This window comes from Streptomyces sp. NBC_01244 (genome assembly GCF_035987325.1).
GTDB lineage: Bacteria > Actinomycetota > Actinomycetes > Streptomycetales > Streptomycetaceae > Streptomyces.
Genome location: NZ_CP108488.1, coordinates 8,400,690 through 8,419,639 on the forward strand (window position 1 = coordinate 8,400,690; position 18,950 = coordinate 8,419,639).

Consider the following 18,950-nt stretch of genomic DNA (forward strand, 5'->3'; position numbering starts at 1 on the left):
TGCCTGCTGACCAGGCAGGACGCCGGGTCGGTATCGTCCCGGGAGCGTGGAGAGAACCGAGGAGCTCGCGGCGCTGCGGGCCGCCCTGGAAGCCGGAACGCCCGTCCATCTCGGCGGGGGGCTCGGCAGCGGCAAGTCCCGGCTGGCCCGGCGGCTGCCCGTCGCGGACGCCGTCGACCTGTCCGGGCTACGGACCGGGGAGGCGGCCTCCCGGGTCCGCGCCGCGCTGGCGGCCGGGCCCGGCGGGGGACTGCTGCTGGTCGACAGCGTGGACGGGCCCGGGCAGGCCGAAGCCGTCGCCGCCGCCCTCGAAGAACCCCGTGCCGGGACGGGCGGACCCCGCAGGCCGGTGCTGCTGGCCGGCCGGCGCCCCCTGCGGGCCGTGGACGGCTGGGCGGACCGGCCCCTGACCACGCTGACCCTCGGACCCGCACCGGCGCGGGCCGTCGAGACCCAGATCCGCGCGAGCGGCCTCGAAGACCCCGAGGCGGTGGCGCTGGCGGTCCGGCTGGCCGGCGGGAACCCGCTGCTGGCGCAGCTGGCCGCCCGGACGCTGCTCGCGGGCACGCCGGCCGACGCCCCCGGGGCCGTCGCCGACGCGATGGCCGAGGAGGTGCTGCTCCGGCTCGACCGCGAACGCCCGGCGGCCGCCACCGGGAGTGGGCGCTGGCGGCACGCGCTGCGCCTGCTGGCGACCGTACGGGCGGGGGACGAGCGGCTGCTGAGCGGCGGCCCGGAACTGTTCTCGGCGCTGGCCGGGCTGAGCCTCGTCCGCAGGGAGCGGCTCGGGCTGGCGGTCCGTGAACCCTTCCGCACCCTGTTCGAACTCGCCTACCAGTGGCGGCGCCCGGAGCAGCACGAAGGGCTCCGCGCCCGCGCCGCCGACTACCGGCGGGCCCTGCTGACCGAACGCCGCGACCCGCAGGAGCGGGCCCGGCTGGTGGAACAGGGCCTGTTCCTGTCCGGCGACCCGACCCTGCGCGGCTCGCTGTTCCCGCCCGCCGAGGAATCCGCGGTGATCGGACCCGCCGGCGCCGGGGAGACCGAGGACATCGGCCGGCTGATGCGCGAGTGGGCGGTGCGCGGAGGGTTCGACGTACGGCGCTGCGAGCGGATCACCGGCCGGTGGCTGGACGCGGCTGGCCCCGCCGCCTTCCGGCTGGCCCGGGACCGGGACGGCCGGCCCGTGGGACTGGCGGCGCTGCTGCCCGTCGCGCAGGGCACGCAGGCCGGCATCGAACCCCTCCTCCAGCAGCATGCCGACGGCCTCCTGGACGGCTCCAGTGACCACCCCGGCGGGGGGCTGTTCCTCGGAGCCGCGTACGCGGCGGACCCGGTCGCCCACGCGCAGGTCCTGCGGCACATCCTGGGCCAGGCGGTGCTCGCCGGGCACTTGGTGGTGTCCACGGCCAGCCCCGACTACCAGACGCTGCTGCGCACGCTGAGCTTCCGCCCGCACGGCGGCATCCGCGACGACGTCTATCGCTGCGGGAGGCGGCCCGAGGTCTACAGCCACGACTTCGCTCCCGCCGGGCTCCCCGCCTGGATGCGTACCCTCGCCCCCGGCGGGCGCCCTGCGGGCCGGCCGGAAGCGGACGCCCCGGACGCCGTTGCCTGGGCGCTGGCCCGCATCCGCGACCCGCGCGCGCTGGCCCGCAGCCCGCTGCTGGCCCGCCCGGGCCTGTCCACCGCGCACGCACTGCGCGACTGGCTGGACAACGCCGTACTGGAACTGGCGCTGGCCGACGCCCCCGCCGACGCCGAGGCGGGGGCCATCCTGCGCGCCTACTACCTGAGCGGCCGGCCCCGTACCCACCCCCAGGCCGCCCGCGAGGTGCACCTCAGCCGTGCCACGTACTTCCGCCGCCTGCGGAGGGGGCTGACCCTGCTGGCGGAACGGCTGCCGCTGCCTGCCGTCACACCATGAGGGCGCGCCTTCGGCCGCCCCGGCGGGCTAGGGGGTAGAGGGCCAGAGGGCTAGCGCCAGCCGTACCGCTCGCGCAGCCGGTCCACGACGAGCTGGAACCGGCCCCGGTCCAGGGCGCAGGCCTCGCGTCGCATGCCGTCCTCGTGTACGCGCAGCACCCGGTCCACGTCCACCCAGGACTCCCGGCCCGCGCTGTCCCACGGCCCGGTCCCGATGGGGACCCACTCCCGGTCGTGGTCGTGCCGCTTGCTGGACAGCTGCACGGCCAGGAGCGTGCCGCTCTCCTCGCGGGCCACGACCAGCACCGGTCGGTCCTTGCCGCGCCCGTCGTTCTCCTCGAAGGGAACCCAGGTCCACACGATCTCGCCGGGATCGGGATCCCCGTCGCGATCGGGGGCGTACGAGGTCTGCACCGGCCCGATGGCATGCGGATCGGCCTCGGCGGTCGCGGTGTGCCCGTCGCGGCCGGGCTGCTCGGCGTGACCGTTGCTGTGGTGTGAAAGTGCCGTCATTCGGGCGAGGTTACCTTCTCGGCTCGGCGGCTACGGGCCGTCCTTGGGCGGGACGGGTGATGTCTGCCAGCCGAGTTCGACGGAGCGGCGGCAGCTGTCGGCAGCGTCGCCGGAGCTCGTGAACAGTGCGGTCAGCATGTGCACGCCCTGGGTGAGGACTGGGTGCGGCAGCGGGCCCGTCGCGACCAGGGACGCGAGTCCGTGGCCGATCACCCAGCTCTGCGTCGCCAGGGTCAGGGGGTCGATGTCGGCGTGGAAGCGGCCGGCCGTCTTGGCGCGTTCGACGGCGTTGACCAGGCAGTGCAGGGTCTCGTCCGCGGCCTTGGCGTCCTCGAGCTCGAAACCGGCGTCGAACATGATCCGGTAGAGGTCGGGGGCGGCCAGGGCGTTGCTCACGTAAGCGGCTCCGAGCGCGGCCAGGTCCCGTACCGGATCCGTGGACAGCGGCACGGCGTCGAGCCTGGCCGCCAGGCGCTTGAAGCCCTCCTGGCGCATGGCCGTCCACAGGCCGTCCATGCCTCCGAAGTAGGTGTAGACGGCCATCGTCGATACGCCGGTTCCGGTCACGAGCGACCGGAGGGTGACGGGCTCGCGGGTGCGCAGCATCATCGCGGCCCGCTCGATCAGGAGGGAGCGGATCGCCGGGTCTTTGGTTCGCGCCATGGTCCCAGAATACATAGCAGCGCTATGGTTTGGAGAGGTGCGCCGGAGTGTGCGCCCTGATGAGAAGGAGTTTCCATGGCCGTGACGCTGGTCAATCCCAACGGGTTGCCGAAACCCGACGTATATCGTCAGCTGTCGATCGCCACCGGGTCGAAGCTGGTGTTCCTCGCAGGTCAGGTCGCGCGCGATGCCGAGGGGCGGCGTGTCGGCGAGGGGGACTTCGCCGCTCAGGTCGAGCAGTGTTATCTCAACATCGCCACCGCCCTGGCCGAGATCGGCGGATCCTTCGACGACGTGGCGAAGCTGACCGTCTACGTCGTCGACTGGAGCCCCGAGAAGATGCCGCTGCTGGGGGAGGGCGTGAGCCGGGCGGCGGCCAAGCTGGGCATCGACCCCGTCAAGCCGATCACGCTGCTGGGCGTCGCGGCGCTGGGGGAGCCCGATCTTCTCGTCGAGGTGGAAGCCACGGCCGTTCTCGACTGACGCGGGGTGACGGTCGATTCGCGGGCGACGGTCGATTTCCGGGGCAGTGGTCGCTCCGCCGCGATCGACTGTCCCGCCCTCCCGGCTGAACGGGGAGTTCTGCCGGGAGGGCGGGGCGGTCCTCAGAGCCAGCCCTCCAGCGATGCCATGAAACCGTCGAAGTCGTCGCGGTGGATGGTGTGGCCGGCGCCGGTGACCGAGCGGACCTCGAAGCCGCGCTCCTTGAGGACCTCCGCGCGCTCCGGCGAGATCAGGAAGCTCGGGTCCGCCAACTGTACGAGGGACGGGACCACCGGCGCGGCCGGCAGCAGGTCCGTTCCCATCAGCGGGGTCAGGCTCAGGGCGGTGGCCTCGTCCCAGACGGCCAGGGTGGCCAGTTCGACGTCCACGTCGGCCTCCTCCCAGCGCGGGTTCATCGCCTGGATCTGTTCCTTGGGAGCGGACTTGAACTGGGCGAACATCTCGGGGCCGAAGCCCTCGCCGAGCTCCGCCAGGTGCCAGGCCGGGTCCGAGAACACGGCGCGCTTCGGCTTCAGGCGGTCGACGGCCTTGGAGAGGGTCAGGCCGCCGAGGGAGTGGCCGATGGCGAGCTCGGCGCCGGCCGGGAGCGTTTCGACCACGTCGTCGGCGAAGGCCTCCGGGCTGTACTCGCCCCGGCCGCTGGCGCCGTGGCCGCGCAGGTCCACGGCGATGGCGCGGTAGCCGCGCTCGGCGAGGGCGGGTCCGACCCGGCGCCAGGTCCGGTGGTCGGCCATGATCCCGTGGATCAGGAGGGCGATGCGGTCGCCTTCGCCCCAGGTGCGGGTGTGGAGCTGCACGGTGATGCCTTTCAGCGTCAGGGGATGGGGATGGGTGGTGGGTGGTGGGTGGTGGGTGCGGGAGTGTGCTCGGGTTGAGGGGGTTGAGGCGGGGCCGCCTGCCCCGTCTAGCGGACGCTGCGGATCGGCTTGACCGCCAGGGCGCCGGCCACCGCCAGGGCGGCGGCCGCGATGAACAGGGCCGTGTAGCCGCCGCTCAGGGACACGATCACCGAGGCGATGAAGGGGGCGACGATCTGCGGGCCGGCGTTGGCGATGTTGAGCACGCCCATGTCGCGGGCGGCGTCCTCCGCCTTGGGGAGCACCATCGTCACCAGCGCGGTGTCCACGGCCATGTAGCAGCCGAACGCGAGGCCGTTGATCACGGCGAAGGCCAGCATGGCCGTCCAGCTGGTCGACAGGGCCGGGATCACCAGCGCGACGGCGGACAGCAGGGCCGAGGCACCGACGAAGAGCTTGCGGCGGTCGTACTTGTCCGAGAGCCAGCCGCCCAGCACGGTGGAGACGACCATCGCCACGCTCGTCAGCGGCATCATGATGGCGACCGCCGCCTCCGGCTTCATGCCCTCGGGCAGCACGGTGTGGTCCTGGAGGATGTACAGCTGGTAGCCGCTCACCGCGAAGTAGCCGAGGACCAGCAGGGCCCGCCCGATGAACGCCCAGCGGAAGTCGTGGTCCTTGAGGGCGCTCGCGAAGGCGGCCAGCTGCGCCTTGACCGGCATGGAGGGCTTGGCGGGGCGCCGTTCCTCGCGGGTGCAGGTGGTGAACAGGACGGCGGCGCCGGCGACGATCGCGCCGAAGATCAGGTATCCGGTGCGGTAGTCGTCCGAGAAGGCCGCGCCGATCAGGGCGCCGATGGTGGAGCCCAGCGGCAGGCCGAGGCCGACGGCGGCGGAGGCCTTGCCGCGGGCGCTCATGGGCACCCGGTCGGGGACCACGGAGGTGATGGCGGCCTGGTAGACGTTCATCACGGCCTGGCCGAGGCACCAGGCGATGGTGATGAGCAGGATCGTGTCCGCGGCGCCGAGCAGGAACATCGCCGGTATCGCGGCGAGTCCACCGCCCAGGATCCAGGGGTTGCGCCGTCCGCTGCGGTCGGACAGGGCGCCCGCGACCGGGTTGAAGACCGTTGCGAAGATCGCCGAGACCCCTGCGATCAGGCCGAAGTTGGCGACCTTGTTCGCCGCGTCGATGTCCTCGACCTGGAGGGCGAGGAGTACGCCGGCGACGCCGATGTAGAGGGCGTACATGGCCCCGTTGCCGACGAGCAGCAAGGGGAGCAGGCCTCGCGGGGAGGCGGGGGCGTCGGTGGTGGTGGTGGCGGTGCCGGTGCCGGGGGAGGAAAGGGCCACGGTGCCCTCCTGGGCAGTTGGGTAAGGGGCGAGGGGTACGGAGGGGTACGGAGGGGTGCGCTGAGGGGTGTGGGGAGGAGTGCGCGCCGCCCTGTCACGACGGCGGGGGTGCGACGGAACGCGGCAGGGCGGCGGCACGGCTGGACACGGCACCGGCACGTGCGGAGACACCCTTGTGAAGCCGGGGTGACGTCCTGGTTACACGTGTCAGTGAATCGTGTAACCACTGTGTAGCATTGGTTTCCGGCCATCCGCTAGCCCCTGGGCACAAACGGTCTGGAAAGATGCCACGGCAATGTCTCAGTCATCGAAGCCGCCGAAGCCCCCCACGCCGCCGTCCCCGTCGCCGGCGCCCGTCCCGACCAGCGCGGACGTGGCCCGTCTCGCCGGAGTGTCGCGCGCGACGGTCTCGTACGTCCTGAACAACGCGGAGGCCGTACGCATCAGCGAGCCGACCCGCCGCAAGGTGCGCGAGGCCGCGGAGGAGCTCGGCTACGTCCCCCACGCGGCCGCCCGCAGTCTGCGCGCCGGGCACACGCGCATCGTGCTGCTGCCCACCTCGCACGTGCCGATCGGCCCGCTCTACAGCACCTTCCTCAACGAGTTGCAGTGGGCCCTGCGCAGCCTCGACTACACGGTGGTCCAGTACGGCAGCCTCGGCCTCACCGGTGACGAGGCCGCGCGGGCCTGGGCCGAACTGCGGCCGGTCGCGGTGCTCTCCCTCGGGGAGATCACCCTGTCCCCGCACAACGTGGCCACGCTCAAGCGGGCCGGGGCGCGCGCGGTCCTGACGATGGGGCCGGAGGCCGTACCCGGGGCGCACGCGCTGGTCATGGACCAGGCGGAGGTCGGCGCGCGAGCGGCGGAGCACCTGGTGGGGCGGGGCCGGCGCCGGATCGGCGTGGTCGTGCCGGAGGAGGAGGGGCTGGGGCTGTTCTCGACGCCCCGGCTGGAGGGCGCGCGGTCCGTGGCGGACGCGGAGATCGTGGCCCTGCGGATGGCCTACTCCGAGGAGTCGGCGGCGGAGCTGGCGGAGCGGTGGGCGTCGCTGGGGCTGGACGCGGCGTTCGCGTACAACGACGAGTACGCGATGCTGCTGATGCGGGCCTTCCAGGACGTGGGGCTGCGGGTGCCGGAGGACGTCGCCGTCATGGGCGCCGACGACCTGCTGATCGGGCGGCTGCTGCGGCCGAGGCTCAGCACGGTGCAGATGGAGATGCCGACGGGGGAGCGGCTGGCGGCGCTGGTCGACGAGGCGGTACGGGAGCCCTCGGCGGCGGTGCGCAGACACGACCTGATGGCTGCGGTGGCGGTGCCGCGGGACTCGACGTGAGCTGTCGCTCCGCTCCGGGCGGGCTTTGGATCGGACCCCGGCCGCCGGCTCGTCGCGGGTGACGGCCCGGGGTTGCGCCCAGGCCGCCCGCCGGGTCAGAAGTACGGCAGGCGCAGGTCGGGGCCCCGGTGAGGGCCGGGGGCCGTTGACAGCGGGGTCGGGGGGACGGAGACTTCGGGCGCGCCCCACCGGGCGCGGGCGGAGCGTGCGCCGGGCCGGACAGTGGTGTCGGTGTGCCGCGCCGTCTCCCGCTCGCCTCGGAGGGACTCCATGAGCATCCGTACCGTCCGCGACGTCTACGTCGTCGACGCCGTCCGCACCCCGATCGGGAAGTTCGGCGGTGCCCTCGCCGGTGTCCGCCCCGACGACCTGGCCGCCCACGTGGTGCGCGCGCTCGTGGACCGTACGCCCGCACTGGACCCGGCCCGCATCGACGACGTCGTCTTCGGAGACGCCAACGGCGCGGGCGAGGACAACCGCGATGTGGCCCGCATGGCGGTGCTGCTCGCCGGGCTCCCCGTGACCGTTCCGGGGGTCACCGTCAACCGCCTCTGTGGTTCCGGACTCGAAGCCGTCGTCCAGGCGGCCCGCGCCATCGCGCTCGGCGACGCCTCCGTCGCCATCGCCGGGGGCGTCGAGTCCATGAGCCGGGCCCCCTGGGTGGTGCAGAAGCCGGAGCGCTCCTTCCCCGCCGGGCACCAGCAGATGTGGTCCACCACGCTCGGCTGGCGGATGACCAACCCCCGCATGCCCGCGGAGTGGGCCGGTTCGCTCGGCGAGGGCGCCGAGCTCGTCGCCGACAAGCACGGCATCACCCGCGAGGCGCAGGACGCCTTCGCGCTGGAGAGCCACCGCAAGGCCGCGGCCGCCTGGGCCGCCGGACAGTACGACGCGGAGGTGGTCCCGTACGCGGGTGTGGATCTGCCGCGCGACGAGTGCATCCGTGAGGGTTCCGGCCCGGAGGCGCTCGCGCGCCTGAAGCCCGCCTTCCGGAGCGACGGCACCGGTACGGTCACGGCGGGCAACGCCTCGCCGCTCAACGACGGAGCCGCCGCGCTGCTGTTGACGGACGAGGAGGGCCTCGCCGCCACCGGGCGGGAGCCGCTGGCCCGGATCAGCGCGTCGGCCGTCACCGGGATCGAGCCCCAGCTCTTCGGCCTGGGGCCGGTGGAGGCAGTCGAGCGCGCGCTCGCCAAGGCGGGCCGCGGCTTCGCCGACCTGGCCGCCTTCGAACTCAACGAGGCTTTCGCCGCCCAGGCGTTGGGATGCCTCGCCGCCTGGCCCGAGCTGGATCCGGCCGTGGTCAACCCGCGTGGCGGGGCCATCGCGATCGGGCACCCGCTCGGCGCTTCGGGCGCCCGCCTGGCGGGTTCGGTGGCGCACCAGCTCGCGGCGGCCGGATCCGGAACCGGGATCGCGGCCCTCTGCATCGGTGTGGGGCAGGGCATCGCCCTCGTGCTGGAGCGCTGACCCGACACCGGCCGGTCGATCGTTTCCGGTCATAGTCGGGCGCCAACCGCTCTGCGACTGAAGAGAATTGATGCCTCCGGTGCGGTGGGGTGGCACGATGGCGCGTGCTGCCGCCACCCCCCGCCACGCTCCCCGCACCCGGAGGCCCTGCGCCATGCCGCTCCTCGATCCGACGCTCTGGCAGGACGGACCCACCCTCACCGGAGGTACCGCCGCGGTCGTCGAACCCGCCACCGGCCAGACCCTCGCGACCATCGACCTGGCCGCCCCGGCCGACGTCGCGGAGGTCGCCGTACGGGCCCACGCGGCCCAGCGGGACTGGGCGCGGGCCACCCACCTGGAGCGGGCCGCCGTGCTGCGCCGGGCCGGTGACCTGTTCTCCGCCCACGCGGAGGAACTGCGGGACTGGCTGGTCCGGGAGTCCGGATCCATCCCCGGCAAGGCCGACTTCGAGCTGCACGTCGCCGCGCAGGAGTGCTACGAGGCCGCGGCCCTGGCCTCGCGCCCGGCCGGGCAGGTGCTGCCGAGTGAGGCCCCGCGGCTGTCCTTCACCCGCCGCGAACCGGTCGGTGTCGTGGGGGTGGTGGCGCCCTTCAACGCTCCGCTGATCCTCTCGATCCGCTCGGTCGCGCCCGCGCTCGCCCTCGGCAACGCGGTGCTCCTCAAGCCGGACCGCCGTACCGCGGTCAGCGGCGGGCTCGCACTCGCCGCCGTCTTCGCGGCGGCCGGCCTGCCGGGTGGACTGCTGCACGTCCTGCCCGGCGGCGCCGAGACGGGCGCGGCGGTGGTCACCGATCCCCTGGTCAGGGTGGTCTCGTTCACCGGATCCACCGCCAGCGGCCGGATCGTCGGCGAACTGGCGGGCCGTCACCTCAAGCGCGCCCACCTGGAGTTGGGCGGGAACTCGGCGCTCGTCGTGCTCCGCGACGCCGATGTGGAGGCGGCCGTCGCGCAGGCCTCCTGGGGCTCCTTCTTCCACCAGGGGCAGATCTGCATGACGGCCGGCCGGCACCTCGTGCACGCCTCGCTCTACGACGAGTACGTGGAGCGGCTCGCCGCGCGCGCGGATCAGCTCGCGGTCGGGGACCCGTACCGCGAGCGGGTGCACCTGGGGCCGCTCATCGACCGGTCCCAGCTGGACCGGGTCCACGGCCTGGTGGAAGCCAGCGCCGCACAGGGCGCCAAACTCGTCACGGGCGGTGCCCACCAGGACCTCTTCTACCGGCCCACGGTGCTGGCGGGCGCGGGCGACGACAGCCCCGCCTACGCGGAGGAGGTCTTCGGTCCGGTGGCCCCCGTACGGTCCTTCGCGACGGAGGACGAGGCCGTGGAGCTGGCCTCCGCCGGACCCTACGGGCTCTCCCTCGGGATCGTGACCGGTGACGCGGCGCGCGGGCTGGACCTGGCGGGGCGGATCCCGGTCGGGATCGCGCACGTCAACGACCAGACGGTGAACGACGAGGCGGTGGCCCCCTTCGGCGGTGTCGGCGCGTCCGGCACCGGCGCCCGCTTCGGCGGGGAGGCAAACCTCGACGCCTTCACGGAGCTGCGCTGGACGACGCTCCGCGCCACCCCGGGCGGGCATCCGTTCTAGACGGCCGAGGGGTCTCCCCGAAGGCCGCGGCGTTCGCGTCGTCCGAGCTGTCGTCGTCCGAGCTGCGGTCGCCGGAGCTGCCGTCGTCGCACATGCCGAGGCGGCCGCGCCCGGGGAGCCGGACCGGAGCCGCCAGGGCCTGCTCGTAGGCCGCGCGCGGGAACGGTGTGGGTTACGGGCCCATTGTGCGCGGCAGAATCGGGTAGATGGTGCGGATCGGGACGAATTCGCCCGGCCGGACCTCCGTAAGGAGGCCGCGCACGGGTCGTCGCACCGAGTCGGCGGGATCGGCCTGGAATGCTTCGAGCCGGTCGTTCGTTCAGGGAAAACAAGCAGTACAGCACTCTGGAGGTCTGGAATACCGTGGCTACTGTCGAACTCACCAAGGAGAACTTCGACCGGACGGTGAGCGAGAACGCGTTCGTCCTGATCGACTTCTGGGCGGGCTGGTGCCGTCCCTGCCTGCAGTTCGCACCGGTCTACGAGAAGGCCTCCGAAGCCAATCCGGACCTGCTCTTCGCCAAGGTGGACACCGAGGCGCAGCAGGAGCTCGCGGCCGCCTTCCAGATCAGCTCGATCCCGACCCTCATGATCGTCCGGGACCAGGTCGCGATCTTCTCGCAGCCCGGCGCGCTGCCCGAGGCGGCGCTGACGGACCTCATCACCCAGGCCCGGGCCCTGGACATGGACGAGGTACGGACGAAGATCGCCGCAGAGCAGGGCGGAGCCGCGGGCGCCGCGGCCGAGGAGCCCGGCACGCCGGGCGCCTGATTACGTGACGGGCCCGCGTCGTGCGGTGAGACTGGCCCGATGAGCGAAGCGGTGGAGTACGACGTAGTGGTCCTCGGCGGGGGGCCGGCCGGCGAGAACGTCGTGGACCGGACCCGCGCCGCCGGGCTGAGCACGGCGCTGGTCGAGAGCGAGCTGGTCGGCGGCGAGTGCTCGTACTGGGCCTGCATCCCCAGCAAGGCGCTGCTGCGCCCGGTGCTGGCCCGGGCCGACGCCCGCCGGGTGCCCGGCCTCGCGGGGTCCGTGGCCGGTCCACTGGACGCGCAAGCGGTGTTCGCGCACCGGGACTACTGGACCGGCAGCTGGAAGGACGACGGCCAGATCGGCTGGCTGGAGTCGGTCGGCGCGCACGTGTACCGGGGCCACGGGCGGCTGTACGGAGTCCGCAAGGTCGCCGTCACCAGCCCGGAGGGGGAGCACCACGTGCTCTCCGCCCGGCACGCGGTCGTCGTCGCGACCGGCACCCGGGCCGTGATCCCGGACCTGCCGGGCATCGAGGGCGCCCGCCCGTGGACCAGCCGCGAGGCCACGTCGGCGCAGGTGGCGCCGGGCCGGCTGCTGATCGTCGGCGGGTCGGTGGTGGCCGCGGAGATGGCCACGGCCTGGCAGGCCCTCGGCTCCGAGGTGACCCTGCTCGTACGGGGCTCCGGGCTGCTGCCCCGCATGGAGCCCTTCGCCGGGGAACTGGTCGCCGACGCGCTCCGGGAGGCGGGCGCGGCGGTCCGTACGGGAGTGGCCGTCGAGTCCGTCGTACGGGACGGCTCGACCGGGCCCGTCACCGTGGTGCTCGCAGGCGGCGAGACGCTGGAGGGCGACGAACTGCTGGTGGCGACGGGACGCTCCCCGCGCACCGAGGACATCGGGCTGGACACCGTCGGGCTCACCCCGGGCGGGTGGATCGCGGTCGACGACAGCTGCCGGGTCCCGGGGATCGACTGGCTGTACGCGGTCGGTGACGTGAACCACCGGGCACTGCTCACCCATCAGGGGAAGTACCAGGCCCGTATCGCGGGCGCCGTCATCGCCGCCCGGGCGGCGGGCAACCAGTCGCTCGACACCGGCCGTTGGGGCGCACACGCGGCGACCGCCGATACCGAGGCCCTCCCGCAGGCCGTGTTCACCGACCCGGAGGCCGCATCGGTGGGCCTGACCCTCGCGGAGGCGGAGCGCGCCGGCCACCGGGTCCGGGCCGTGGACTACGACCTCGGCAAGGTCTCCGGAGCGGGCCTGTACGCCGACGGCTACCGGGGCCGGGCCCGCATGGTGGTGGACCTGGACCGCGAGATCCTGCTCGGCGTCACCTTCGTCGGCCCGAGCGCGGCCGAGCTCTTGCACGCGGCGACCATCGCGGTCGCGGGCGAGGTGCCGATCGAGCGGCTGTGGCACGCGGTACCGGCGTTCCCGACGATCAGCGAGATCTGGCTGCGGCTGCTGGAGGAGTACAGGGGGTAGTACCGCCGCTAAGTACAAATGGAGGTGCTGAGTGGGGCCTCGCGGGAACGCTGATCACTGCACCCACGCTGGTGCTCAAGGCCTGGATCAACTATCGCTCCTCGTCGTGTGGCGCCGGCCGGCCGTCCCTGCAACCGCGTGGCGAACTGCCACGTCCAGAGGGCATGAGGAACAACACTCCAGGGCGGACCGGTATGAAGCCGGAAGCCGAGCGCCAGGCCGGGTACTTCTTCGCCGGCCTCGGTGCGGTGACCGGGCTGGTCATCTGGGCACCACGCGCCGCGTTCAGCATCGACGGGGGATTCGAGGCCCACGCTCGCGATCTGAGCGTGGTCTTCGTCGACCTGCCGCTCATCCTGCTCGGCGGCGTGCTGCTGCCGTTCATCTCCTGGGTACTGGCCATCAGGCGGATGCCGCCCTGGGCTGCGGCAGCCGTGGCCCTGGCCGCGCTCGCGCTCGGGGGGTGGGGTCTCATCGAGTGGTGGACCCCCCGTCAGCATCCGGATCCCGGCTACGACATACCCGGGATGTGACCGCGTTCGTACGCGCAGGAGCGAAGGGGTGTGAGGAGTCCTGCTGGATCGTGGGGTGCTCGCAGCGCCACGGGCGGGCGCTCAGCCGTGCTCGAACAGCTTGCGCCAGAAATTGTCGCGCACGTCGTTCAGCCAGTGGTTCCTGTTGCAGTGGAGCTTGGGCATCAGCAGGAAGCTCTGCGGTACGGGGCGCCGGCACCACTGGCACGGCCTCGTGCGCCGTGCCGACGAGGCCTGCGGTTGCGCGCTGTTCGTATCGACCATGGGTCCATTGAACCGCCCAGGGTGCCCTAAGTGCCCGGGGTCTCGTACCCAGTTGCCCGATCGCTCGTACTCAGGCCGGGAGGCCGGCTCAGCCGACGAACTGATCCGGTCGGGGCGGACGGGCCTGCGGGGGCGTGTGCCGCCGGCGAAGGGCCGAGGTCGAGAGCCGGCACGAAGGCACCTCCCCGTACGAGCTCAGGGCGCTACTCCTCCCAGTGCCCGCAGCGCGAGCGCCCAGCCCAGCCGGGCCTCGCCGGATTCCGCCGACCAGCCGGTCAGTTCGGCGATGCGTCCGATGCGGCCTCGCACCGTATTGCGGTGGCAGTAGAGCCGCTCGGCGGTGCGGGAGGCCGAGCAGCCCTCGTCGAGCCAGACGCGCAGCGTCTCCAGCAGAACCGCCCGCTCGGAACCGCTGCGCAGCACACCCTCGAGATAGCGCCCCACGGTTCGTTGAGCGATCTCCGGGTCGGCGCAGAGCACGGCGTGCACCAGCCGGTCGTCGAGCGCCGCGACCTGTCCGGTGCCCGGCGGGAGGGTCGCGAGCGCACGCCCCGCCAGCCGCAGCCCCCGGTCGGCCGAGGCCAGCTCCTCGAACGGCGGCGAAATCCCCGCGGCGCAGCGCACCGCTCCCCGAAGGATCCGCGTCAACTCCTCGGGCGCGGTGGAGCCGAGCCGCACCAGACCGGCGAGGACCTCCGTACGCGGCCGCCAGAACGACCACAGCCCGGCGGCTTCCAGCGCGGGCCACGGCTCGGCCGGCGACGCCGGGTCCTGGGCGACGACGACCACGGCATACAGGTCACGCGACGGCACCCCGAGGGCCGTGGCCGCCGCGGCGGCCACGGCCGGGTCGCTGCCGCGCCCGTCGAGCAACGCCTCGAAGAGGGATCCGCGCCGGGAGTCCTCCCGGTGCTGCAGCTCCACGGTGGTGAGCCCGTACGCGTCGGCCATGGCGGACGAGAACCGGTCGATGGTCTCCCACAGGGCGCCGGCGATGTCGCCGAGCATCCGCTGCTGTGCCGGTGGCCGGTCGCGCATCCGGTCCGCCAGCGCCTGCCAGATGACCCGGCCGCCGCGCCGGAACGCCTGGAGCACGGTGGCCAGCGGGACCCCCTGCTCGGCGCGCAGCCGTCCGGTCTCGGTGGCGGCGGCCTCGATGTGGTTGCCGCTGGACGGCAGTTCGCCGAAATCGTTGAGCGCCAGTTCCACGTTGCGGCGGCAGGTCACCCGCAGGTCCGCATGGGAGACGGTCCGGCCGGACGCGTAGAAGGGGCTGTGCGCGCGGATGTCGGCGGTCAGGGCATCGGTGAGGCGGCCGATGTCCGCGAGCAGAGCTGTCGCAAGCTGCCGACGCAGCGTCCGCTCCTCGTCGTTCACGGCAGCAGGTTAGGCATATGCACCGTCCGCGCGGAAGCCCGGGTGCCTCCGCCCAGACGGACGGTACGAACGGTGTGCGGACGCACATGGCCGCGCAGTGGACCCGTCCCCGATTCTGACGGTGCCGTCACCACCCGCATGAAGGAGCCACCGTGCAGCTCAGCGTCTCCACCCTGCTCGCCGACTCGGCCCGCCGCCACCCCGACCGCATCGCCGTCGTCGAGGGGGAGCTGCGCCTCACCTACGCGCGACTGTGGGACGAGGTCCTGGGCTTCGCCGCCGTCCTGCGGGCCCGCGGGATCGGCCGCGGAGACCGGGTGGCGGTGCTGCTGGCGAACACCGCGGACTTCCCCCGTGCCTACTACGCGGTCCTCGCGACAGGCGCGACCGTGGTGCCGGTGCACGCACTGATGGTGGCCGACGAGGTGACGTACGTACTGCGGCACAGCGGCGCCAGAGCGCTCGTCAGCGGAGGGGCCCTGCGGCCGGTGGCGCAGTCGGCCGCCGTCGCGGCGGGCATCGAGGTGCTTGAGGTCGGTGTCGGAGAGGAGCGGCTGCCCTACGCGGCCGAGCGGGTGGCGACGGAGACCGCGGCCATCCTCTACACCAGTGGCACCACGGGCCGGCCCAAGGGGGCCCGGCTCACCCACCTCAACCTGGTCATGAACGCCACCGTCTGCGCGGGCGACCTGCTCGGACTCACGCCCGAGGACACGGTGCTGGGCTGCCTGCCGCTGTTCCACAGCTACGGACAGAGCTGCGCGATGAACGCCACGCTGCGCGCCGGCGCCACCCTCGTCCTGCTGCCCCGCTTCAGCGGCCCGGCCGCCCTGGACGCCATGGTCCAGGAGCGGGTCACCGTGTTCATGGGCGTCCCGACGATGTACCACGCTCTCACCGAGGCGGCTGCGGACGACGACGGCCGCCGCCCCGCGGCGCTGCGGGTGTGCGTCTCCGGCGGCGCGGCGCTCCCGGTCGCCCTGCTGGAGCGCTTCGAGGCGGCCTTCGGCAGCGAGATCCTGGAGGGCTACGGGCTGACCGAGACCTCCCCGGCCGCCACCTTCAACCAGCACACCACCGGCCGCCGTCCCGGGACCGTCGGCCACCCCGTGTGGGGCGTCGAGGCCGCGATCACCGACCCCGAGCGGGAGCAGCACATAGCGCTTCTGCCGGACGGTGAGGTCGGCGAGGTGGTCATCCGCGGGCACAACGTCTTCGCCGGCTACCTCGACGACCCCGAGGCGAGCGCCGCGGTCCTGATCGACGGCTGGTTCCGCACCGGCGACCTGGGCGTGCGTGACGAGGACGGCTTCCTCACCATCGTCGACCGCAAGAAGGACCTCATCATCCGGGGCGGCTACAACGTGTACCCCCGCGAGGTCGAGGAGGTGCTCGCCCGCCACCCCGCCGTCGCCGAGGTCGCCGTCATCGGACTGCCCGATCCGGCCCGGGGCGAGGAGATCTGCGCCGTGGTGGTGCTGCGCCACGAAGTCACCGAGGACGAGCTCGTGGCCTGGAGCCGGGAGCGCCTGGGCCGGCACAAGTACCCGCGGATCGTACGCTTCCTCCCCGAGCTGCCCCTGGGCCCCAGCGGCAAGGTGCTCAAGCGCGAGCTGCGAGAAGCCCGCGCATGAGTGCGGGCGCCGCCGCGTGGGCAAGGCCCCGGGCATGAGGGAGCAGCGATTGACGGCACGGCCGGGGTGGTGTGACGATGCGCCGATGTCGGACCTGCACACCCGGATGGCCGCACGCGTCGGTGACCTCACCGCCGTCGTGGTCGCGCGCTGCGCGGCGGAGGCGCCGTTCTACGGGGCGCTGCCCCGCGCCACCCTCCAGGGCGAGGTCGCGCGGTCCATCGCGGCGGTGCACGCGCTGCTGCTCAGGGCACTGCGTGACGGCGGCGGGGGTCCGATGAGTCCGGGCGACCTGACCCGGCTCATCGAGTGGTCGGCGCGCCGGGCCGAGGAGCGCGTCCCCCTCGACGCGGTGATCACCGCGTACCTGATCGGCGCCGAGGTGTGGTGGCAGACGCTGACCGAGGTCGCGGAGCCCGGCGAGCTGGCCGGAGCGGGCGGCAGGCTCCTCGCCTGCCTGCACGCCGCGCTGCCCGCGGTCGTCCTCGCCCACCAGAACGCCCAGGAGGACCTCCACAGCGAGGACAAGCGGGTACGCCGGGCCCTGCTCGGCGCCCTGCTGGCGGGACGGCCGTACGAGGAGCTGGCCGACGTGGCACGGGTGTCGGTGGCGGGCGAGCACGAGGTGGTCGCCTTCGCGTTCGAGTCCGACCCGCCGACGAGACTGGTGCAGTCCTCGCTCGACGCCTTCACCGGGATCCCCGTGCTGATGGACCACGTGTCCTGGATCGCCCTGCTGCCGGGCAGCGCCGACGTGCCCGGCCTGGTGGCCCGGCTGGAGAAGGACGTGGGGCAGAGCGTGCGTGCCGCCGCCGCTCGCTCCTCCGTCCCGGCCGCCGTCCCGGCGGCGGCGCAGGAGGCCGGCCGCGTACTGGACCTCGTACGGCGCCTGGGACGCCCGCCCGGGTGCTACCGCCTCGACGACGTGCTGCTGGAGCACCAGATCGCGCGCCCCGGGGACGGCCTCGTACGGCTGGCGGCCAAGCTCGACCCCTTGGAGGAGCATCCCTTCCTGCTAGAGACGCTGCGCGTGTTCGTGGAGCGCGGGCTCAACCGCCGCCGGACGGCGTCGGATCTGTGCGTGCACCGCAACACCCTTGACTACCGGCTGCAGCGAGTGAGCACGCTGACCGGCCTCGACCTCGCGGTTCCCGCACAGGCCCGGCTGATCCAGGCAGCGCTCGTCGCCAGGGACCTGGCCGGGCCCGCAGATCATCGTGGCATCGCCGGATGACACCCGTCAGCGGTCACAGCCAGGCGCGGAGTTCCTCGTGCCGGGGCGCGAGGACCGGGCCGGAGTCGGGGTGGTCGAAGACCATGACGGGCCGGTCCGCGTTCCAGCCCGGCCAGCCCGGGTGCCCCGTGGCGGCGAAGGCGACCCAGGCGCGGTGCATGGCGTCCGCCAATGGCTGGGGGGCCTCCGGCCCGGTCAGGTCCTCGGCGGCGCGCAGGTTGTCGAAGACGAAGCCGAGTTCCAGCGCGTGGCACGCGCCGAGCCCCATCACGTGCGAGCGCCAGGCGAATTCGTAGAGGAAGGTGCGGTCGGGCCGGGAGTCGGCCAGGCGGTTGAGGGGCCCCCGCAGCAGCAGATCGGTGGCCATCTCCCCGAGGAGCTCACCGGGTTTGGCGTGCGGTCGGGTGGCTCCGTACAGCCGCGCCACCCGCTGCGGGACACGGAAATTGAGCAGGGCGAGCCGCAGGGTGAGCCGGCTGACGCGGTCCACCGTGCCGCCGGGTACGAACCACAGCCGGTACTCCTCCCGGTTGCAGCCCAGCAGAAGGTCGGCCTGGGGAAGCGGCGGGTCGGCGGGCACGAGGTCACCGTCGGCCACGATGTGGAACCCGGGACCGCCGCCGATGGGGTCCGACCGGTCGACCACCGCGGCCTGCGCGTCCAGCAGCAGGTCCCGGTCCACGCCCGCGAACGCCTCGGCGGTGGCCGGGATCCGCAGTCTCCTCGCCATCGCCCGCACCGCCTTCGCGCCCTCGCGGCGCGACACCGTGTGCGGGGGGCCGCTCTGCAGGATCGCCCGGCGGAACAGCCCGGCCGCGACCGGGCTGGTCATGAGGGCCGCCACGCTGATCGCCCCGGCGGACTCCCCGCACACGGTGACGTTCGCCGGATCCCCGCCGAAGGAGGCGATGTTGTCCCGGACCCAGAGCAGGGCCGCGACCTGGTCGAGGAGACCCCGGTTGGCGGGGGCGTCGGGGAAGACCCCGAATCCCTCGACGCCGAGCCGGTAGTTGAGGGAGACGAGGACCACCCCGTCGCGCGCGAAGGCGCGCCCGTCGTAGAGCGGCAGGCTCGCCGAGCCGTTGCGCAGGGAACCGCCGTGGATCCAGACCATGACCGGCAGCCGGCCCTCGCCGACGGACGGCGTCCAGACGTTGAGGTTGAGACAGTCGTCCCCGGCGATGCAGGGGTCGGGTATCAGCCGGTCGAGGGGCGGACGGTAGGGGCGCTTGGGGGCGGTGGGCCCGTACTCCAGCGCGTCTCGCACCCCTTCCCAGGGCTCGACCGGGGCGGGAGCGCGGAAGCGGTGGGGGCCGAAGGGCGGAGCGGCGTACGGGATGCCGAGGAAGGTGGCGATCCCGCTGTGGAAACGGCCCCGGACCTTGCCCTGCCCGGTGGTCGCGATGAGGTCCATCACAGTCCTTTCGTGTGAGGAGGGCCGCCCGCCCCGGCCGTACGGCGTCGGGGACGGGCGGAGACGTGTGGATCGGGTCGGCCACCGGTCAGGGCGGAAGA

The 18,950-nt window shown here is 73.4% G+C and carries 17 protein-coding genes; 10 read left to right on the plus strand and 7 right to left on the minus strand.

The window, feature by feature from the left end:
* Positions 1-46: 46 nt before the first annotated feature.
* Positions 47-1,927, plus strand: coding sequence for a hypothetical protein (locus OG247_RS37375; RefSeq protein WP_327256404.1), 1,881 nt, complete (start codon positions 47-49; stop codon positions 1,925-1,927).
* 50 nt (positions 1,928-1,977) lie between these two features.
* Here the strand turns inward: OG247_RS37375 and OG247_RS37380 are convergent, their stop codons facing one another.
* Both OG247_RS37380 and OG247_RS37385 read right to left on the minus strand, forming a co-directional pair.
* Positions 1,978-2,439, minus strand: a complete 462-nt coding sequence (locus OG247_RS37380) for a type II toxin-antitoxin system PemK/MazF family toxin (RefSeq protein ID WP_327256405.1) — start codon at positions 2,437-2,439, stop codon at positions 1,978-1,980.
* A 30-nt stretch (positions 2,440-2,469) separates the two neighbouring features.
* Positions 2,470-3,102, minus strand: a complete 633-nt coding sequence (locus OG247_RS37385; RefSeq protein ID WP_327256406.1) for a TetR/AcrR family transcriptional regulator — start codon at positions 3,100-3,102, stop codon at positions 2,470-2,472.
* A gap of 75 nt (positions 3,103-3,177) precedes the next feature.
* Here OG247_RS37385 and OG247_RS37390 point away from each other — a divergent pair, with 75 nt between their 5' ends.
* Positions 3,178-3,585 (plus strand): RidA family protein, encoded by a 408-nt coding sequence (locus OG247_RS37390; protein ID WP_327256407.1) that lies wholly within the window; start codon positions 3,178-3,180, stop codon positions 3,583-3,585.
* A 122-nt stretch (positions 3,586-3,707) separates the two neighbouring features.
* Here OG247_RS37390 and OG247_RS37395 read toward each other — a convergent pair whose 3' ends face one another.
* Together OG247_RS37395 and OG247_RS37400 are read right to left on the minus strand one after the other, a co-directional pair.
* Positions 3,708-4,403, minus strand: a complete 696-nt coding sequence (locus tag OG247_RS37395; protein ID WP_327256408.1) for an alpha/beta fold hydrolase — start codon at positions 4,401-4,403, stop codon at positions 3,708-3,710.
* Positions 4,404-4,510: 107 nt separating this feature from the next.
* A complete protein-coding gene (locus OG247_RS37400; protein WP_327256409.1) occupies positions 4,511-5,755 on the minus strand; it encodes an MFS transporter in 1,245 nt (414 codons plus the stop codon).
* Between the two features lie 295 nt (positions 5,756-6,050).
* Between OG247_RS37400 and OG247_RS37405 the strand changes: the two genes are divergently transcribed.
* From OG247_RS37405 to OG247_RS37430, 6 genes are all read left to right on the plus strand, one after another.
* Positions 6,051-7,088 (plus strand): LacI family DNA-binding transcriptional regulator, encoded by a 1,038-nt coding sequence (locus OG247_RS37405; protein ID WP_327256410.1) that lies wholly within the window; start codon positions 6,051-6,053, stop codon positions 7,086-7,088.
* A 270-nt stretch (positions 7,089-7,358) separates the two neighbouring features.
* Positions 7,359-8,558: a thiolase family protein gene (locus tag OG247_RS37410; RefSeq protein WP_327256411.1), complete on the plus strand. Its 1,200-nt coding sequence runs from the start codon at positions 7,359-7,361 to the stop codon at positions 8,556-8,558.
* Positions 8,559-8,712: 154 nt separating this feature from the next.
* A complete protein-coding gene (locus tag OG247_RS37415; protein WP_327256412.1) occupies positions 8,713-10,152 on the plus strand; it encodes an aldehyde dehydrogenase family protein in 1,440 nt (479 codons plus the stop codon).
* A 363-nt stretch (positions 10,153-10,515) separates the two neighbouring features.
* A complete protein-coding gene (locus OG247_RS37420) occupies positions 10,516-10,923 on the plus strand; it encodes a thioredoxin family protein (protein ID WP_327256413.1) in 408 nt (135 codons plus the stop codon).
* A gap of 39 nt (positions 10,924-10,962) precedes the next feature.
* The gene (locus OG247_RS37425; RefSeq protein WP_327256414.1) at positions 10,963-12,393 is read left to right on the plus strand and encodes a dihydrolipoyl dehydrogenase family protein; all 1,431 of its coding nucleotides are present in this window, start codon (positions 10,963-10,965) and stop codon (positions 12,391-12,393) included.
* Positions 12,394-12,587: 194 nt separating this feature from the next.
* Positions 12,588-12,926 (plus strand): hypothetical protein, encoded by a 339-nt coding sequence (locus tag OG247_RS37430; RefSeq protein WP_327256415.1) that lies wholly within the window; start codon positions 12,588-12,590, stop codon positions 12,924-12,926.
* Positions 12,927-13,007: 81 nt separating this feature from the next.
* On the opposite strand, the gene OG247_RS37435 is transcribed toward OG247_RS37430, so the two are convergent.
* Together OG247_RS37435 and OG247_RS37440 are read right to left on the minus strand one after the other, a co-directional pair.
* A complete protein-coding gene (locus OG247_RS37435) occupies positions 13,008-13,190 on the minus strand; it encodes a hypothetical protein (RefSeq protein WP_327256416.1) in 183 nt (60 codons plus the stop codon).
* Positions 13,191-13,385: 195 nt separating this feature from the next.
* Positions 13,386-14,567, minus strand: a complete 1,182-nt coding sequence (locus tag OG247_RS37440) for a PucR family transcriptional regulator (RefSeq protein ID WP_327256417.1) — start codon at positions 14,565-14,567, stop codon at positions 13,386-13,388.
* A 152-nt stretch (positions 14,568-14,719) separates the two neighbouring features.
* On the opposite strand from OG247_RS37440, the gene OG247_RS37445 reads away from it, so the two are divergent.
* Both OG247_RS37445 and OG247_RS37450 read left to right on the plus strand, forming a co-directional pair.
* Positions 14,720-16,201 carry a long-chain-fatty-acid--CoA ligase gene (locus tag OG247_RS37445; RefSeq protein WP_327256418.1) on the plus strand — a complete coding sequence of 494 codons (1,482 nt, stop codon included), beginning with the start codon at positions 14,720-14,722 and terminating at the stop codon, positions 16,199-16,201.
* 85 nt (positions 16,202-16,286) lie between these two features.
* Positions 16,287-17,435, plus strand: coding sequence for a PucR family transcriptional regulator (locus OG247_RS37450; protein ID WP_327256419.1), 1,149 nt, complete (start codon positions 16,287-16,289; stop codon positions 17,433-17,435).
* Between the two features lie 13 nt (positions 17,436-17,448).
* On the opposite strand, the gene OG247_RS37455 is transcribed toward OG247_RS37450, so the two are convergent.
* Positions 17,449-18,849: a carboxylesterase/lipase family protein gene (locus OG247_RS37455; RefSeq protein ID WP_327256420.1), complete on the minus strand. Its 1,401-nt coding sequence runs from the start codon at positions 18,847-18,849 to the stop codon at positions 17,449-17,451.
* Positions 18,850-18,950: the final 101 nt, after the last annotated feature.

Bases quoted from the DNA above. Each gene is read 5' to 3' on its own strand.
- OG247_RS37435 (WP_327256416.1), bottom strand. From the start codon at position 13,190: ATGGTCGATACGAACAGCGCGCAACCGCAGGCCTCGTCGGCACGGCGC.
- OG247_RS37455 (WP_327256420.1), bottom strand. From the start codon at position 18,849: ATGGACCTCATCGCGACCACCGGGCAGGGCAAGGTCCGGGGCCGTTTC.
- OG247_RS37410 (WP_327256411.1), top strand. From the start codon at position 7,359: ATGAGCATCCGTACCGTCCGCGACGTCTACGTCGTCGACGCCGTCCGC.
- OG247_RS37385 (WP_327256406.1), bottom strand. From the start codon at position 3,102: ATGGCGCGAACCAAAGACCCGGCGATCCGCTCCCTCCTGATCGAGCGG.
- OG247_RS37415 (WP_327256412.1), top strand. From the start codon at position 8,713: ATGCCGCTCCTCGATCCGACGCTCTGGCAGGACGGACCCACCCTCACC.
- OG247_RS37430 (WP_327256415.1), top strand. From the start codon at position 12,588: ATGAAGCCGGAAGCCGAGCGCCAGGCCGGGTACTTCTTCGCCGGCCTC.
- OG247_RS37425 (WP_327256414.1), top strand. From the start codon at position 10,963: ATGAGCGAAGCGGTGGAGTACGACGTAGTGGTCCTCGGCGGGGGGCCG.
- OG247_RS37380 (WP_327256405.1), bottom strand. From the start codon at position 2,439: ATGACGGCACTTTCACACCACAGCAACGGTCACGCCGAGCAGCCCGGC.
- OG247_RS37450 (WP_327256419.1), top strand. From the start codon at position 16,287: ATGTCGGACCTGCACACCCGGATGGCCGCACGCGTCGGTGACCTCACC.
- OG247_RS37405 (WP_327256410.1), top strand. From the start codon at position 6,051: ATGTCTCAGTCATCGAAGCCGCCGAAGCCCCCCACGCCGCCGTCCCCG.
- OG247_RS37390 (WP_327256407.1), top strand. From the start codon at position 3,178: ATGGCCGTGACGCTGGTCAATCCCAACGGGTTGCCGAAACCCGACGTA.